The following is a 15,991-nucleotide window of genomic DNA, read 5'->3' as shown; positions in this document are numbered from 1 at the left end:
CCGGACCTCAATGGACACCGCGCTGACACTGACCAACGATATGAAGCTCGTCCTCGGGCTGGTCGGTTTTACGATGGCGATGTTTTTGTTCGAGCGCATCCGCGCCGATGTGGTGGCGTTGATCGTGCTGGTGGTGTTGGGCGTGACCGGGCTGGTGGCGCCGGAAGAACTGTTCGGTGGCTTCTCCGGTAACGCGGTGATGAGCATCATCGCCACCACCATTCTCGGGGCGGGGCTCGAGCGCACCGGTGCGTTGAATCGGTTGGCGACGTGGTTATTGAGGCGCTCGCACGGCAGCGAACAACGCTTGATGATGATGACGCTGGCCATCTCCGGCTTGAACTCGTCGTTCATGCAGAACCCGTCGGTGATGGCCTTGTACCTGCCGGTGGCCTCGCGGCTGGCCGCACGCACCGGGCTCACCCTGCAACGCATGCTGCTGCCGATCGCGGCGGCCATCGTGATGGGCGGCGCGCTCACCATGGTGGGCAATTCGCCACTGATCCTGCTCAACGATCTATTGGTCTCTGCCAACAACAACCTGCCCTCGGGCATGGCCAGCATCGAGCCGTTGACGATGTTCGCTCCGCTGCCGATCGGGGTGGCGTTGCTGATCGCCGCGTTGCTGTACTTCCGTTTCTATGGCGACCGCAAGCTGATCGAAGAAGAACGGCTGATCAACGAAGGCGTCACGCCCTCGCGCACCGAGAGCTATTTCGCCAAGACCTACGGCATCGACGGCGATGTGTTCGAGCTCACCGTCAGCGCCGAAAGCCCGCTGGTCGGCATGACCCTGGGCGAGGCCGAAGCGCTGCACGACGCGCCGTTGCTGCTCGCCCTGAAGACCGGCAACGACACCCGCCTGGCGCCGCCGGCCGACATGCGCATCTGGGTCGGCAGCGTGCTCGGTGCGATGGGGCCGCGCCAGGAAGTGACCGACTTTGCGCAGAACCACTTCCTGCGCATGTCCTCGCGCCTGCGCAACCTGGGCGACCTGTTCAACCCCAGCCTGGCCGGTATTTCCGAAGCGGTGATTCCGCCGAACTCGCGGCTGATCGGCAAGACCGCCGGCGAATTGCGCCTGCGCAAGCAGAGCGGCATCAGCCTGCTGGCGATCAACCGCGACAAGCAGGTGATCCGCGAGGACGTGCGCAACGTGCCGCTGCGCGGCGGCGACATGCTGGTGTTCCACAGCATCTGGCAGGACCTGGCGCAGGCGGCGGAAAGCCGCGACTTCGTGCCGGTGACCGACTTCCCCAAGGGCGAGCAGCGCCCGCACAAGTTCAAGATCGCGATGGCGATCTTCGCCTTCACCATTTTGATCGCGTTGACCTCGCGCCTGCCGGTGGCGCTGACGTTGATGACCGGCGTGGCCTGCATGCTGGTCAGCGGCGTGCTGCGTATGGACGAGGCCTACGCCTCCATCAACTGGAAGACCATCTTCATGATGGCCGGCCTGATCCCGCTGGGTTGGGCGATGGACAGCAGCGGCACCGCAGCCTGGGTGGCCGGCCACACCATCGACCGCCTGCCCGAAGGCGTGCCGGTGTGGGCGCTGGAAATCAGTCTGGCATTGCTGACCACTGCGTTTTCGCTGGTGATCAGCCATGTCGGCGCGACCATCGTGATGGTGCCGATCGCGGTCAATCTGGCGCTGGCGGCCAATGGCAATCCCACTGCATTCGCATTGATCGTGGCGTTGTCGGCATCCAACAATCTGATGACCGCCTCCAACCCGGTGATCTCGATGGTGGCCGGCCCGGCCAACTATCAACCGCGCGAGCTGTGGCGCGTGGGCGCGCCGCTGTCGCTGATCTACATCGTGGTGATGGTGTCGATGATCAACCTGATGTTCTGGTGGGCGGCGCGCTGAGTCGGTGTAGCGATTTTTAGCAGCACGCGAGCTGCACGCGACCTGGCACGCAACCACCATAGATATCGCCGACACGCTGCACGCACTCGCCCGTGGCTTGCAGGCAACGTCGCTGCCGGAGGAGCGGAGCGACCTAGCCCAGGAAAACCTGCTCGCCCTCGATGCGCACCGGCACCGCCAGCAACGATTGACCGCGGCATGGGCCGCTGATGCATTCGCCGCCGGTGAGCTCGAATGCAGCGCCATGTGCGGCGCAGACCAGATGGCCTTCCTTGGTCTTGAGGAACTGGCCTGGCGCCCAATCCAGCCGACGGCCGGCATGCGGGCACACGTTCAACCACGCACGCACCTGCGCGCCTTCGCGATACAACACCAGCGATTCCGGGCCGCCCTCCCACAGCGCTTCGACTTCCAGAAATCCTGCGTCGGGAATCTGCACCAATTCAAGCGTGGTGGGCGATGACGAAGACATGCGATCAGCCGATCGAGAACGAATGCCGATTGTGGCATGCACATGGATCGCTGCTGCACTGCACTATCGGCGGGATCAGCGCATCAGCGCACCGCGAATACCTCGTCCATCGCAGGCCGCAAGCGACGACGGGCGGGCCTCTGCGCTAGGCCGAACGTGATGGCCGCCGCAAAACCAGAGTGCATTTAACGAACTTTTCACTCAATGACATGAAACCGCAACGATACTGACTGCCTGTTTCCTGCCCGGCAACCCACCGCCATGCCTGCACGCATCTTCCAATTCGGCAACATTCACCACCTGTTTGCACCGCGCAAACCGCGTCATCCGTTGGTGCGCGTTGCTGCGGGTCTGGCGGGTCTGGTCATTCTTGCGGTGTTGATCTTCTTCAGCGTGTTCGTCGGTGCGGCCATGATCCTGGGCGGCATCGCCTGGAAATTGTTGAGCAAGTCCAACCGACGTGCGCCGCAGCAAGCGCGCGTGGTCGAGGCCGAATACCGCGTGGTGCGCAAGCCCGCGTTGCCGTTGTCGCACTGAGCGACGCTGCGCGCATGACGCGCAGACGGTGTTGTCGTACACCGCCAAACGGCTAGACTCACGCGTCCCGTTCTCCAAGGATGCGTGCATGACCCACGATGTGATTCCCGCCGCCGATGTTCCGCGCATTCCGGTGGTTGGTGGCGGCAATTTTCCGGTGCACCGCATCTACTGTGTGGGCCGCAACTTTGCCGATCACGCGCGCGAGATGGGCGCCACCGCGCCTGCCTCCAAAGCCGAACGCGGCCAGCCGACGTTTTTCATGAAGCCTGCCGATGCGATCGTGGTCGGTCACGGCGACCATATTCCGTATCCGCCCGGCACCAAGGAACTGCACCACGAAGTGGAGCTGGTGGTGGCGCTGGGCCGCGATGCGCCGGCCGGCGAGTTGCCGGTGGATCAGGCCGAGGCCTTGATCTATGGCTATGGCGTGGGATTGGATCTGACCCGTCGCGATCTGCAGGCAGCTGCCAAAGCCAAGGGCCTGCCGTGGGACATCGCCAAGGGCTTCGATCATTCCGCGCCGGTCAGCGAGCTGGTGCATGCCGGCGAGGTGGGCGCGCTGGACGCATTGAATCTGTCGCTTGAGGTCAATGGTGAGGTGCGCCAGCAATCGTTGCTGGATCAGATGATCTGGAATGTGCCGGAGATTCTGCATGAGCTCTCCAAGCTCTATGCATTGCGCGCGGGCGATCTGATTTTCATGGGTACGCCGGCCGGTGTCGGTCCGTTGCTGCCCGGCGATCAGTTCAGCGCCCGCCTGGAAAACGTCGCCGAGCGCCACGGCATCATCGCGGGCTGACACGCAGCCCGCTACGATCTCATTGCGGCAGTTGGTCCGCGACCGCATCTGGAGTGCGCTATGGGAATGGTCAGCGAATTCAAGCAATTCGCGATGCGTGGCAATGTCATCGACCTGGCGGTCGGTGTGGTCATCGGTGCGGCGTTCGGCAAGATCGTCACCGCGCTGGTGGAGAAGATCATCATGCCGCCGATCGGCTGGGCCATCGGCAATGTGGATTTCTCGCGGCTGGCGTGGGTGCTCAAACCGGCCGGCGTGGATGTCACCGGCAAGGAAATCCCGGCCGTGGCCATTGGCTATGGCGATTTCATCAACACCGTCGTGCAGTTCGTGATCATTGCCTTTGCGATCTTTCTGGTGGTCAAGCTGATCAACCGCCTCACCCAGCGCAAGCCGGATGCTCCCAAAGGCCCGAGCGAAGAAGTGCTGCTGCTGCGCGAGATTCGCGACTCGCTGAAGAACGACACGCTGAAGACGCCAGGCGTGCCGTAAGCGGACACATCCACTGCACAACTTCGCGCAGGAGGATGACCTTTCGCACGCAGACGGGGGACCTCGCGCTGATAAGCTCGGGGTCCCCCTTGTCGTTGGAGCCGCCCTGCATGCGTCGTCTCGCTGTCGCCATCTCTGCCCTACTCGCTTGCGCGCCTGCGCTGGCCGCACCAACCACCATCGCCGATAGCGCGCTGCGCACCGCCGCACAGCTGCGCGAGCAGGCGTTGGCCGACAGCACCGGCTTTGCAGTGGTGGAATCGTTGACCACCGAAGTGGGCCCGCGGATTGCCGGCGGCGAAGCCGATCCGCGCGCGGTGGCCTGGGCCAAGGCCAAGTTCACTGCGCTGGGCTTCGACAAGGTGTGGACCGAGCCGGTGACGTTTCCCAAGTGGCAGCGTCGCAGCGAGCAGGCCACGGTGATCGGCGCGCATGCGCAGCCGCTGCACATCACCGCACTGGGCGGCAGCCCGGGCGGCACCGTCGAAGGCGAGGTGGTGCGCTTCGAAAATCTCGCTGCATTGCAGGCTGCACCGGCCGGCTCGCTCACCGGCAAGATCGCGTTCGTCGATTACCAGATGACCAAGGCGCGCGACGGCCAGGATTACCGCAATGGCGGTGCGGTGCGCAGCAAGGGGCCATCGGAGGCGATTCGCAAGGGCGCGGTCGGATTTGTGATGCGCTCGGCCGGCACCGACTCGCACCGCGTGCCGCATACCGGCATCACCCGTTTCGATGAAGGCGTGACGCCGGTGCCGGCAGCAGCGTTGTCGGTACCGGACGCCAACCAGCTCGCGCGGCTCACCGCGCTGGGCGGCACGCGTCTGCGGCTGGCACTGGATTGCGGTTGGGACGGCACGGCGACCTCGTACAACGTGATCGGCGAAATCACCGGGCGCAGCAAGCCGAAGGAAGTGGTGGTGATCGGCGGGCATCTGGATTCGTGGGATCTGGGCACCGGCGCGATCGACGATGGTGCAGGCGTTGCGATCACCATGGCCGCAGGCCACCTGATCGGCCAACTCAAACAGGCGCCCAAGCGCACGATTCGCGTGGTGGCCTTCGCCAACGAGGAGCAAGGCCTGTATGGCGGCAAGGCGTACGCGGCCGCGCACGGCAAGGATGCCAAGGACATGGCGCTGCATCAGATCGGCGCGGAGAGCGATTTCGGTGCCGGGCGTATTTATGCGTTCAACACCGGCTCGGCGGCACCGGAAGAATCACGTGCGGCGACCAAGCAGATTGCCGAGGTGCTCGCACCGTTGGGCATCGCCTACGAGCCGAGCAAGGGCGGCCCGGGCCCTGATGTCGGCCCGATCTCGGCCAAGGGTGGCGCGTGGGCATGGCTGGCGCAGGACGGCACCGACTACTTCGATCTGCACCACACCGCCGACGACACCCTGGACAAGATCGACCCGAAGGCGCTCGCGCAAAACGTGGCCGCCTATACGGTGTTTGCGTATCTGGCGGCCGAAGCAGATGGCGATTTCGGTAGTCGCGCGAAAGTTGTGCAGCCACCGAGCGAGTAAGCGCGGCTGAAGACGTCCGCGGGCGGACGTCGGTTGAGCATAGGCGGCATAGGTGACGCACACGGTGTGCGTTATCGGTGCCGATCCCGAACATCGACAGCGCCGCTTACCAGCAGCGAAGACAATATAAGTCGCTGCAGGCTTCAAGCGCACCACCTGCCCTTTCGCTTCCACTCCAGGACGAGCACACACGATGGCGGCCAAGCGGCAACGCAGTGCGAACACTGCAGCGACTCTGCTGGATGTCGCCAAACACGCCGGCGTCTCGCCGATGACCGCCTCGCGCGTCATCAACCGCCACCCGCATGTCGGTGAAGACATGCGCGTTCGCGTGGAAGCCTCAGTGCAGGCATTGGGCTACCGGCCCAACCTGGCCGGCCGCTCGTTACGCACCAGCGGTCTGTTGCGCATCGGTGTGCTGTACAGCAATCCCAGCGCCGCCTATCTCAATCAGTTCATGCTCGGCTTGCTCGAACAGAGCAGCCTCAATGGCAGCCAGGTGCTGGTGGAAAAATGCGGCGCCATCCGCAGCCAGCGCGCCGCCACCGAACGATTGCTGGCGGCCGGCGTGGACGGGGTGATATTGCCGCCACCGTTATGCGATTCGCGCCAGACCATTGCGGAACTCGATGCACGCGGCATCCCGGTCGTGGCGGTGGCCAGCGGCGCGCCGATGGCGCAAATCAGCTCGGTGCGCATCGACGATTATCAGGCCGCGCGCGCCATCGTCGATCATTTGATCGAACTGGGCCATCGCCGCATCGCCTTGATCAAGGGCGACCCCAAGCACACCCCGAGCGCGTTACGCGCCAATGGCTATCTCGACAGCTTGCAGGCTGCAGGTTTGACGGTGGCCGAGGAGTTGATCGCCGAAGGATTATTCACCTATCGCTCCGGCCTGCTCGCTGCGCGCAGCCTGCTCGCACAAACACAACCGCCCACCGCCATCTTTTGCAGCAACGACGATATGGCCGCTGCGGCCGTTGCGGTGGCACACGGCCTGGGCTTGCGCGTGCCCGAGGACGTGTCGGTCGCAGGCTTCGACGACACCCCGGTGGCCACCACCATCTGGCCCGAGCTCACCACCGTGCATCAACCGGTCACCGCGATGGGACGCGCTGCAGTGTCGCTGTTGGCCGATGCAATCCGTCAGCGACGCAAGGGCGATACCGCACCGGGCGTGCATCAGGTGATGAAGTACACGCTGGTCAAGCGCGGATCCACCGCGGGGCCGCCGGCACGGTAACCGCTACATCGATCCGTAGCGTGTAAACCCTGTGCCATTCCGCACAAAAAACGGCCGCATCGCTTCCCGACGATGCAGCCGAATGGGAGGGTGCCCGACGTTTCCATCGGGCGTACTGCAGCGCCGCATTCAACGGCGACGGGAAGAAAGCGCAATGACCGCTTGGAGAGTGGACACCACGCAAACATGTGCGACACAGCGCATAGCTGCGCCGTGTCGCACATCGGTGCAAGCGGATCAGAAGCGCAGACGCAAACCCGCGTAATAACGACGCTCGAAGATGTTCTGGTCGTAGTAGTGATTGGTCCACTGCGCGTAACGGCGTTCGCTTTCGCCGGTGAGGTTGGTGGCCTGTGCGTACAGCGTCAGGTGATCATTGACGTCGTAGCTGAGCGATGCATCCAGATAGCCCACATCGTCGTTCCAGATCGCCAGTTCATCGCCCCAGGCCCCGCTGTTGACCTGGCTGAAGCGCTTGCTGCGCCAGTTGTAGGCCACGCGTGCCTGCAGCTTGTCCTTCTGGTACCACAGCACCGCATTGGCCTGATGCTTGGAGTTGTCGCCGATCGGCAGCGTGTTGCCGTCGATATCGGTGTTGTCGGTGTCGGCATCGGAGAAGGTGTAGTTGATGTTGGTGCCGAAGCCGCTGAGCCAGCCGGGCAGGAAATCGAACGCCTGCTGGTAGCCGATTTCGAAACCCTTGATCTTGCCGCCGCCGCCGTTGACGATGCGCTCGACCGTTCCACCCTGACGCACCACGCCATCGGCGTCAGGCAACAGTTCGATATTGGTCACGGTGGTGGGAAACGACTTCACATCGATCAGGAACGCGCCCACGCTGATTAACGAGGCATCGGCGAAATACCATTCCCACGAGGCGTTGTAGTTGGTGGCGCGGTACGGATCCAGATCCGGATTTCCGGAGCGGCCGTTGAGGAACAGCACTGCATCCGAGGGCAACGACGGATTGCGCGGCGGTGTGCCGTTGACCGCATAGAAGCTCACCAGGCCGCGACCGAGATCGGGCAGATCCTGGCGCGCCACCGCCTTGTTGTAGGCAAAGCGCAGCTTCTGCGCATCGGTGATGTCCAGCGACAGGTTGGCGGTGGGCAGCACGTCGGTGTATTGGCGGTTCAATCGATTGGTACCGATCGCCGGGCTGACACCGTTCCATTCGACATTGCCGATAAACACATTGCCGCTGCTCAGATACTGATCGATCGCCAGCTTGGTCTGCACGATGCGTGCGCCGATGTTCGCCGTCCACGGGACCGCGCTGCCGGTGCCGCCTTCCAGATTCGCCAGAAAGTACGCCGCCGTGCTCTTTTCGGTGACCTTGTACGAATCAGCGGCCTGCTGGTACGCCACGTTGCCGGGGTACAGGCTGTTGAGATAGCCCACCGGGTCCTTCATGACCTGCGGGTTGATCGCCGGCAGGCCCTGGCTGCCCAGGCCGGTGACCTTGAGCGGATCGAAGTCATTGAAGTAGGCCCAGTAACCGGGGATCGAATTGAACGGCAGCAGGCGCGCTTCGGAGACGCCGCTGCAGGTATCCACGATCAGCGGATCCTTGAAGTAATACAGCGAGCGGTTCGGGTCTGCACAACTGCTCGACACCGGCGACAGGTAGCGATAGGTATCCAGCTTGACCTCGCGCTCGCCGTAGCGAATGCCGAACTGGAAACCGCGCACCACGCCCTCATCGAACTCGAAGGTACCGTCGGCGCGGAATGCATCCATCGTCGCTTCGATCTTGTTGCCCTGCGCCCAGGTGGACATCAGCTGCCAGTTGTCCGGGTTGGACACATCGGTGCCGAGGTTGACCGCCGGATAGGTGCCACGGAAATCCACCGAGGCATCGACCGTTGGCAAGCCATTGGCGTTTGCCCATTGCGTCACGCCACCGGCGCGGGTGATCTGGTCGCCGCGCGTCACTACGGCGTCGGCACGCGCTTCGTCGTAGGTGCGCTCGGCATCGCCGTGCACCCAACGGAACGAGGCGCGAAACGGGCCGCCATCGTCGAAGCGGAGTTCCAGATTGGTGTTCAACGCATTCGAATCGGCCACACCGGCCATGGAATGCGCTTGAAAGCGGTTGTAGCGGAACTGGCCATATTCGAGCACGCCATTGGGATCGACCACCGATCCCGGCTGCAGCTGATTGGTTGCCCAGCCGGTATGCAGCTGCGCGGCCACCGAGGTGTCCTGGTCTTCGAGCTTGGTGTAGGCCGCATCGGCCAGCACCGTCCACGACTCGTTGATGTTGAACTGGAACGAGCCGTTGATGCCGGTGCGCTGGCGATCGGTGCTGCGGTTATCCAGTTCGGTGGCCACCCAGTTGTAGAAATAATCGCGCGGCAGATTGCTCGGGTCGGTATTGCTGCCGATGCGTCCATCGCCGTTGAAATCGAAGCCCACGTTCTGCTCGGTGGATTTCTGCGCGCCGTTGGAATACACGCTGGGGTGCTTGTTCTCCAGCGTGGCATCGGAGTAAGACACCGCCAGCAACGCCCCCCAACGCTCGGTGCGGAAGCTGGCCAGGCCTGAGTACAGCTCGTTGAGTTCCTGCACGCGATCGCCGTAGGAGCCTTCGGCCTGGCCGCTGAAGGTCCAGCCTTCCGGCAGATCGAACGGGCGGCGCGTCTTCAGCGACACCGTGCCGCTGATGCCGCCATCCAGATCGGCGGCGGTGGGCGACTTGATCACGTCCACGCCACTGAACAAGGTCGGCGGGATGTCCACGAAGTCCGGCTGCGCACGGCCGATATTGGGCTGGCCGTATTGGTCGCCACCGCCGGCACTCAAGTACAACTCACCGTTCATGGTAGTCTGCACCTGCGGCATGCCGCGAATATTGAGCTGCGAGCCTTCGCCGGCCGAGCGCCGGATCTGCACACCGGGCACGCGCTGCAGCGAATCGGTGATGGTGACATCGGGCAACTTGCCGATGTCTTCGGCAGAGATCGAATCGATGATCTGCGCGGCGGTACGCTTGTTTTCAATGGCCTCGGCCTGCGCCCCGCGCACGCCCTTGACCATGACCTTGTCCAGTTCGGTGACGCCAGCAGTGGTGCTGGCGTCCTGCGCGTTGACGCTGCCGGCAAGCAATGTGAGCGCCGCCGCGAGTGCGGCAGCCAATGGGGTGTGACGGGTGTTCGCATGCAGCTTGTTCATGGTCCCCTCCCAGGGATGACGACAATCCACGACCGTTTCGAATGGCATTGCAGGCACGGCAATGCGGTATTGGCTGACGTGCGATCGGCACGTCAGTACGAGCGCCGTGCAAGGCACGGCGCGGCAACTTGCTGGCGCCGCTACGGAAGCCCGTTGGCAGCGCCTGTTGATGGTTCGACATTCCAGCCGCGCACTTGCAGCGTGGCATTGCGCAAGCTCGCCGCAGACGGGCCGCGAATCTCCACCTCGCGCTGCTCGCCCGGCACCAGACTCAGATAGTTGTCGCTGTAATACGCCGGCAGGATGCGCTGGCCTTGCGCATCCACCAGGGTCAGCTTGGTGTTGAGCGCAACCTGCTGCGATGCATTGCGCACGGTGGCGCGCAGCACCGGCTCCGCACCATCCTGCAACTGCGTGCTGAGCTGCACCGGCACTGCCGCCAGCGTATCCAGGCCGCGCATGGCGGCCGCATCGCGCGCCACCCAATAGAAATTGCGCGAGCGCACCACCGCATCGCGATCGAGCAATTGCAGCCGCACAAAGCCCAGCCCGTTGGTCTCTTTCAGCAATGGCGTCAATTGCAGCACCGGCGCCGACACCGCAACCGCTGCGGCCTCTACCGCTTGCTCGCGCTGTTGCAGCAGCTTGCCATCGGCACCGTAGATCTCGGCACGCACACGCAAGCCGCTGACCGGCTCGGCTGCGTTATTGACCACCACCACCTCGTGGCCGGGCAGGTTCATCTGTACATGCAGCATCTCCGCTGCATTGCGCACACCGTAGTAAGCGGCATGCGTATCGTAGTCATGGCTGTAGATCTGCCACATGTTGCTGGGCCAGGCGGGATGGCTCATCCATAGCAAGCGCCCGCTGTTCTTGCTCCACAGCTGCGCGTTGAAACCCTCGAAGATGGCGCGGTGGGTGTCGTAATTGAGAAGCTGCGCCTTGCGCTCGAAATCGGCCAGGCTGGTCGGCGCGCCGAGCTTGTCGGTGAGCGAGCGCATGAAGCTTGCGGTATCGCCGTTACCGGACTGGTGCCAGTCGTGGTACGCCCAGGTATCACCGATCGGCCACTGATCCTGCACCGCAGGTACCGACGCCTTGAACGATTCCAGCGTGGAGAACGAAGGCGTGCCCACTTCCACCGAAAACCCCTGCGCCAGCTTGTTGAAGTACGCCACCGGCTCGCGATAGTTGTACGGCCCGCTGACCTGCAGATTGATCTCGTTGGAACTGCCGGTGTACCAGCGCGTGCCATCGAGTTCGGCAACCAGTGTGTCCAGGCCTTCATTGAGGATGGGAGCCGGCACGCCTTCGTTACGCCCGAACCACAGCACGATGGAAGGATGATTACGGAAGCGCTTGATCACCTCGGCGGCATTGTCCAGAAACAGCGCCGCGTCGGCCGGCTCCAGGTTGTAGTTCTGGGTGGACTGCCAGAAGTCGTTGAACACCAGCATGCCGTATTCGTCGGCCAGCTCGAAGAAGCTGGCTTCGGTGTTCTGCCCCACCCAGTTGCGCACCACATTGAAGTGCGCATCGCGCTGCAGGCGGAAGTACGGCTCCAGCCGCTCGCGCGAAACCCGCTTGCGCCAATCGTCCATGCCCCAGTTGCCGCCTTTCACAGCAATCCGCACGCCATTGATGCGCAGCGCCAGATGCGGGGCCAGACTAATGTCGTCGAGTTGCTGCACGGCGGGCGAAGACAACGCGCCGGGATACAACGACTGTGCATTGCCACCAGGCACCGGGCGAATCGCGTCATGACGCACGTCGATAATGCGCTCGCCGCGTTGCCGCGCCTGATTGAGATCCACCAGCACGCGGCGTAGCGCGCCATCGTCGTCGAACAACGACAGTTCGTAGGTCACCTGACGAATGCCAAAGCGCAGCTGCTGCGCGTCCGAGCGCGTGCCGGCGATATCGAAACCGACCTGCAAGGTATACAGCGCAGGCTCGCCATAGCCGTTGGGCCACCACAGGCGCGGATTGGCGATCACCAATTGCGGCGTATCGGCAGCGCTGAGCTTGAGCGTGCTGCCACCGGCCGGCACCGTGACCTCGCGCTGGATGCGCACATCGCCGAAGGCCAGCTGCAAGGTGCCCTGCACTGCTGCGTTGGTGTCGTTGCGCAGTGGCACGCTGACCTCGAGTTCCGCGCGGTGATGATCCGGTGCCAGCCGTGCGGTGACCACTTGCGTATCACCGAGCGCCACGGGACCTGTTGCATGCAACTGCACGTCTTGCCACAGACCGGCATTGCGATCGCGCACCGCCGGAATCCAGTCCCAGCCTTCGCTGGCGATAAAGGTCGGCCCGTCCAGCGCCTGCATACCGCCATTTTCGCCGACGCCCGCCGTCATCGATTGTTCGTGTGCGATGCCCGGATGCGGCGGCGGCGACACGCGCACTGCGATGACATTCCTGCCCGGCTTGAGCTGCTTGCTGACATCGAAACGACCGCGCGCGAATGCACCACGGGTGCGCCCGACCTGAGTGCCGTTGACCCAGATCTCGCCGGCATAGTTGATGCCGTTGAACAGCAGTTCCAGGCGCTTGCCTTGCAGTGCCGCAGGCACATCGAAACTGCTGCGGTACCACCAATCCTGCCGGCTCAACGATTCGGGGATCTCCATGTTGTTGAGGCCGATATCCGGATCCGGATACACGCCGCGATCCACCAGGGTGGTGAGCACCGTACCCGGCACGGTCGCGGCGCGCCACGTGCTCTTGCCCGCTGCGTAATCGCTGCGCGACAGCGTTGCACCGGTGGCTTGACCGAGTTCCGGTGCTGCAGCAAGTTGCCATGCACCCACCCGCCATGACGCGGCATCCAGGGGCTGCAGCGCCGGTGCGTCCGGCACCGGCTTGGCAACCGGCGTCGAGAAGGCCGACGCACTGCGTGGCAAGGTCGCCGCAGGCTGCGGCGCAAGCTGCCCAGCCATCTGCTTGACCTGCACACGCCAGCCAGGCGATGCGTCTTCAAAGCGCTGCAACGCAGGATCCGGCGCCTGCCTTGCAAGCCGCGCGATGGCTGCCGTATCCAGTGCACCCGCCTGCGCGGTAAAGCCCGCGATCTCCCCACCGAAGTGCTGTGTATACGCAGCCGGTTGCTGACGCGGGCCGAATACCAATGTTGGCGCAACCGCGAGCTGCTGCACCTTGCCGCTGGCAACCTCACGGCCATTTGCATACAGCGTCAGACGCGTGCCTTGTGCAACTGCGGCGACGTATGTCCACGTCCCTGCGCGCAGTGTCTGCTTGCTGCGCAGCAAGTTGTCGCCGGCCTGCACAAAGCCGAGCTTGCCGTCGTCGACAACAAAATAACGGCCAGTGCCTTGCGGATCGCCCACACCGGCGATCAACGCAGGGCCTGTCGTTGCACTGGATAGGCGCACCCAACCGGACACGCTCCAATCGGTGTTGGCGGCAAGCAACGGCGTATCGGCGGCGAGCTTCTTGGTCAGCCCCACCCCGCCCGCAAGCACGCGCACGTCGTAAGGACCCGGCGGATCGTCGGCAGGCGCAGCCTCCACTGCAGTCCAACCGATGCAACCACACAACAACCACAGCGCTCCACGGCGGAACGCCTTGCGAACCATCAGCATTAGAGGCCTCTCCCAAGCTCTACTGCCAAACAACGGTGCACATCGCCGGACGCAACCAACAAGACGACTCGCAACTGTCTTGTCGCTTTGCTTCCAAGTGATGCCGCCCGTGGCTGCCGCCCCTGTTTCAGCGGCCATGGTGCGAGGTAACGTTACCCCAGGTAGATACCGACAACAACCTTTCTGCGTTAGGGTTGGCGCTCCCAGGAGGAGGGACTCATGCGAAACCTGATCCAGTCCGCATTACCGGCGGCATGCGCATTGCTGTGTGTGATCGCTGCGCCGGTTGCAGCACAGAGCTTGCGTGTGCAATCGCCCGACGCACGTACGCAAGTGGAATTCACCTTACGCGAGGGCGGCATTCCAACCTATCGCGTGCTGTATCGCAACAAAGTGGTACTCGACGATGCACCGCTTGGGCTGGATCTGGGCAGAGCCAATAAGCTCGGCCGCGATATGACGCTGCAAAGCAGCACCACCGAAACGCATGACAGCCAGTTCGCCTTGAGCGTGGGCAAAACGCGCCAGATGCGCGATCACTATCGCCAATTGCGCGTGCAGTTGTCCGATGCACAACAGCGGCGACTCACCATCGAGTTGCGCACCTACGACGATGGCGTAGCACTGCGTTACGTGCTGCCCGACACCGGTGAAGTGCGCATTCGCACTGAGCTCACCAGCTTTGCATTTCCGCGCGATTACGCTTGCTGGACCTTGAATCTCGGTCGCTTCGGCACCAGCCACGAGGGCGAATACGATGCGATCGCCGCCTCGAAGTTGCGCCCGCACAATCTGCTTGAACTGCCGCTGGTGTGCCAGACCGATGCGAGCGGCACCACGTTGGCGATTGCCGAGGCCAACCTGCGCGATTACGCCGGCTTGTATCTCACCGGCCGCGAGGATGGCGGGCTGGGGGTGTCGGCGAAATTATCGCCACGCCTGGACGACCCCAAGCTGGCGGTCGATTTCGATGCCAAAGGCCACGATTTCGCCACGCCATGGCGGGTGATCATGCTCGGCGACAGCCCGGCAAGCCTGATCGAATCCAATCTGATTTCCACACTCAATCCACCGCCTGACTTCGATGCCAGCTGGGTGCGTGCGGGCAAATCGGCTTGGGATTGGTGGTCCGGCTCGCTGGCCAGCGGTGTGGCGCACCCGGGCATGAATACCGCCACGATTCAGCGCTATATCGATCACGCGCAGCAATTGAAACTGCAATACATGCTGATCGACGACGGCTGGTATTTCGGCAGCACCGGCGACGGCCAGTACAACGTCGATGCCGATATCCGCAGGCCGGTGGAGCAACTCGACCTGCCCGGCCTGGTGGCCTACGCACGGCAGCGCGATGTCGGGCTGTGGCTGTGGGCGCATTGGCGCGCGCTCGACGCGCACATGGACGAAGCGCTTGCGTGGTATCAGCAGCTCGGCATCAAGGGCATCAAGGTCGACTTCATGGACCGCGACGATCAGCAGATGGTGGATTTCTATCACCGCCTGCTCGCCAAGGCCGCCAAGCACAAATTGCTGGTAGATCTGCATGGTGCCTATCACCCCACCGGCTTGACCCGCACCTATCCCAACTACCTCACGCAGGAAGGCGTGCTCGGCGCCGAATACAACAAGTGGACCACGCGCATCACCGCCACGCATAACCTCACGTTGCCGTTTACGCGCATGTTGCTCGGGCCGATGGACTACACGCCCGGCGGCTTCCGCAATGTGCGCCCGGCCGACTTCAAGGCGCAGCACATCGCGCCGCAAGTGATGACCACGCGCGCGCAGCAGCTGGCGATGTATGTGGTCTACGAAAGCCCGTTCGCGGTGGTGGCCGATAGCCCGGAGCAATACGAAAACGTGCCGGCAGCGCAGTTCCTGCGCGATGTGCCGGCAAGCTGGGACGAGACGCGGGCATTGGACGGTGCCATCGGCGAACACATCGCACTGGCGCGGCGCAGCGGCAAGGACTGGTATGTGGGCGCAATGACCAACGAGCAGGCACGCACGCTGCAGTTGCCCTTGTCGTTTCTGGGCAAGGGCACCTGGACCGCGACCATCTACGCCGATGGCGAGGCGCCGACAGAAGTGCGTATCGACACGCGCAAGCTCACACGTAACGACACGTTGCAGCTTGCGCTGGCTGCAAGCGGCGGCGCTGCAGTGAGGCTGCAAAAAAAGTAAGAACAGCCATGCTTATGGCGGAGTGACCGTGCACACCTTTGCGCATTGGCAATACGCCGTACGCAAGGGTGTGC

Annotated in this window: 10 protein-coding genes; 7 read left to right on the top strand and 3 right to left on the bottom strand. The window is 63.4% G+C overall.

All coding sequences use genetic code 11. The annotated features are described in order from the left end of the window. Nucleotides 1–10: 10 nt before the first annotated feature. A complete protein-coding gene (locus ABS769_RS00650) occupies nucleotides 11–1,873 on the top strand; it encodes an SLC13 family permease (protein WP_317059842.1) in 1,863 nt (620 codons plus the stop codon). Nucleotides 1,874–2,006: 133 nt separating this feature from the next. Here the strand turns inward: ABS769_RS00650 and ABS769_RS00645 are convergent, their stop codons facing one another. Next, nucleotides 2,007–2,345, bottom strand: coding sequence for a Rieske (2Fe-2S) protein (locus ABS769_RS00645; RefSeq protein ID WP_317059839.1), 339 nt, complete (start codon nucleotides 2,343–2,345; stop codon nucleotides 2,007–2,009). A 261-nt stretch (nucleotides 2,346–2,606) separates the two neighbouring features. On the opposite strand from ABS769_RS00645, the gene ABS769_RS00640 reads away from it, so the two are divergent. The 5 genes from ABS769_RS00640 to ABS769_RS00620 all read left to right on the top strand — a co-directional run bounded on the left by ABS769_RS00640 (nucleotide 2,607) and on the right by ABS769_RS00620 (nucleotide 6,951). Beyond that, complete coding sequence (locus ABS769_RS00640) at nucleotides 2,607–2,882, top strand: hypothetical protein (RefSeq protein WP_006448453.1); 276 nt, start codon at nucleotides 2,607–2,609, stop codon at nucleotides 2,880–2,882. Nucleotides 2,883–2,970: 88 nt separating this feature from the next. Next, nucleotides 2,971–3,684: a fumarylacetoacetate hydrolase family protein gene (locus tag ABS769_RS00635; RefSeq protein ID WP_006448454.1), complete on the top strand. Its 714-nt coding sequence runs from the start codon at nucleotides 2,971–2,973 to the stop codon at nucleotides 3,682–3,684. Between the two features lie 60 nt (nucleotides 3,685–3,744). Continuing rightward, nucleotides 3,745–4,176 (top strand): large-conductance mechanosensitive channel protein MscL, encoded by a 432-nt coding sequence (gene mscL, locus ABS769_RS00630; protein WP_317059837.1) that lies wholly within the window; start codon nucleotides 3,745–3,747, stop codon nucleotides 4,174–4,176. A 110-nt stretch (nucleotides 4,177–4,286) separates the two neighbouring features. After that, complete coding sequence (locus ABS769_RS00625) at nucleotides 4,287–5,705, top strand: M20/M25/M40 family metallo-hydrolase (RefSeq protein WP_317059835.1); 1,419 nt, start codon at nucleotides 4,287–4,289, stop codon at nucleotides 5,703–5,705. A 193-nt stretch (nucleotides 5,706–5,898) separates the two neighbouring features. Further along, the gene (locus ABS769_RS00620) at nucleotides 5,899–6,951 is read left to right on the top strand and encodes a LacI family DNA-binding transcriptional regulator (protein ID WP_317059833.1); all 1,053 of its coding nucleotides are present in this window, start codon (nucleotides 5,899–5,901) and stop codon (nucleotides 6,949–6,951) included. Between the two features lie 237 nt (nucleotides 6,952–7,188). Here the strand turns inward: ABS769_RS00620 and ABS769_RS00615 are convergent, their stop codons facing one another. Together ABS769_RS00615 and ABS769_RS00610 are read right to left on the bottom strand one after the other, a co-directional pair. Beyond that, entirely contained in the window at nucleotides 7,189–10,125 is a 2,937-nt protein-coding gene (locus tag ABS769_RS00615) for a TonB-dependent receptor (RefSeq protein ID WP_317059832.1), read from the bottom strand. Nucleotides 10,126–10,265: 140 nt separating this feature from the next. After that, a complete protein-coding gene (locus tag ABS769_RS00610) occupies nucleotides 10,266–13,733 on the bottom strand; it encodes a glycosyl hydrolase 2 galactose-binding domain-containing protein (protein WP_317059831.1) in 3,468 nt (1,155 codons plus the stop codon). Between the two features lie 219 nt (nucleotides 13,734–13,952). Between ABS769_RS00610 and ABS769_RS00605 the strand changes: the two genes are divergently transcribed. Next, nucleotides 13,953–15,917 (top strand): glycoside hydrolase family 97 protein, encoded by a 1,965-nt coding sequence (locus ABS769_RS00605; RefSeq protein WP_350498043.1) that lies wholly within the window; start codon nucleotides 13,953–13,955, stop codon nucleotides 15,915–15,917. The last annotated feature ends 74 nt before the right edge of the window (nucleotides 15,918–15,991 follow it).

It is taken from the genome of Xanthomonas hortorum, from assembly GCF_040279205.1.
Taxonomy (GTDB): Bacteria; Pseudomonadota; Gammaproteobacteria; order Xanthomonadales; family Xanthomonadaceae; genus Xanthomonas; species Xanthomonas hortorum_F.
The sequence above is the reverse complement of the archived record's forward strand: the minus strand, read 5'-3'. Positions and strand labels throughout refer to the sequence as shown.

Bases quoted from the DNA above. Each gene is read 5' to 3' on its own strand.
- ABS769_RS00650 (WP_317059842.1), top strand. From the start codon at position 11: ATGGACACCGCGCTGACACTGACCAACGATATGAAGCTCGTCCTCGGG.
- ABS769_RS00645 (WP_317059839.1), bottom strand. From the start codon at position 2,345: ATGTCTTCGTCATCGCCCACCACGCTTGAATTGGTGCAGATTCCCGAC.
- ABS769_RS00640 (WP_006448453.1), top strand. From the start codon at position 2,607: ATGCCTGCACGCATCTTCCAATTCGGCAACATTCACCACCTGTTTGCA.
- ABS769_RS00635 (WP_006448454.1), top strand. From the start codon at position 2,971: ATGACCCACGATGTGATTCCCGCCGCCGATGTTCCGCGCATTCCGGTG.
- mscL (WP_317059837.1), top strand. From the start codon at position 3,745: ATGGGAATGGTCAGCGAATTCAAGCAATTCGCGATGCGTGGCAATGTC.
- ABS769_RS00625 (WP_317059835.1), top strand. From the start codon at position 4,287: ATGCGTCGTCTCGCTGTCGCCATCTCTGCCCTACTCGCTTGCGCGCCT.
- ABS769_RS00620 (WP_317059833.1), top strand. From the start codon at position 5,899: ATGGCGGCCAAGCGGCAACGCAGTGCGAACACTGCAGCGACTCTGCTG.
- ABS769_RS00615 (WP_317059832.1), bottom strand. From the start codon at position 10,125: ATGAACAAGCTGCATGCGAACACCCGTCACACCCCATTGGCTGCCGCA.
- ABS769_RS00610 (WP_317059831.1), bottom strand. From the start codon at position 13,733: ATGCTGATGGTTCGCAAGGCGTTCCGCCGTGGAGCGCTGTGGTTGTTG.
- ABS769_RS00605 (WP_350498043.1), top strand. From the start codon at position 13,953: ATGCGAAACCTGATCCAGTCCGCATTACCGGCGGCATGCGCATTGCTG.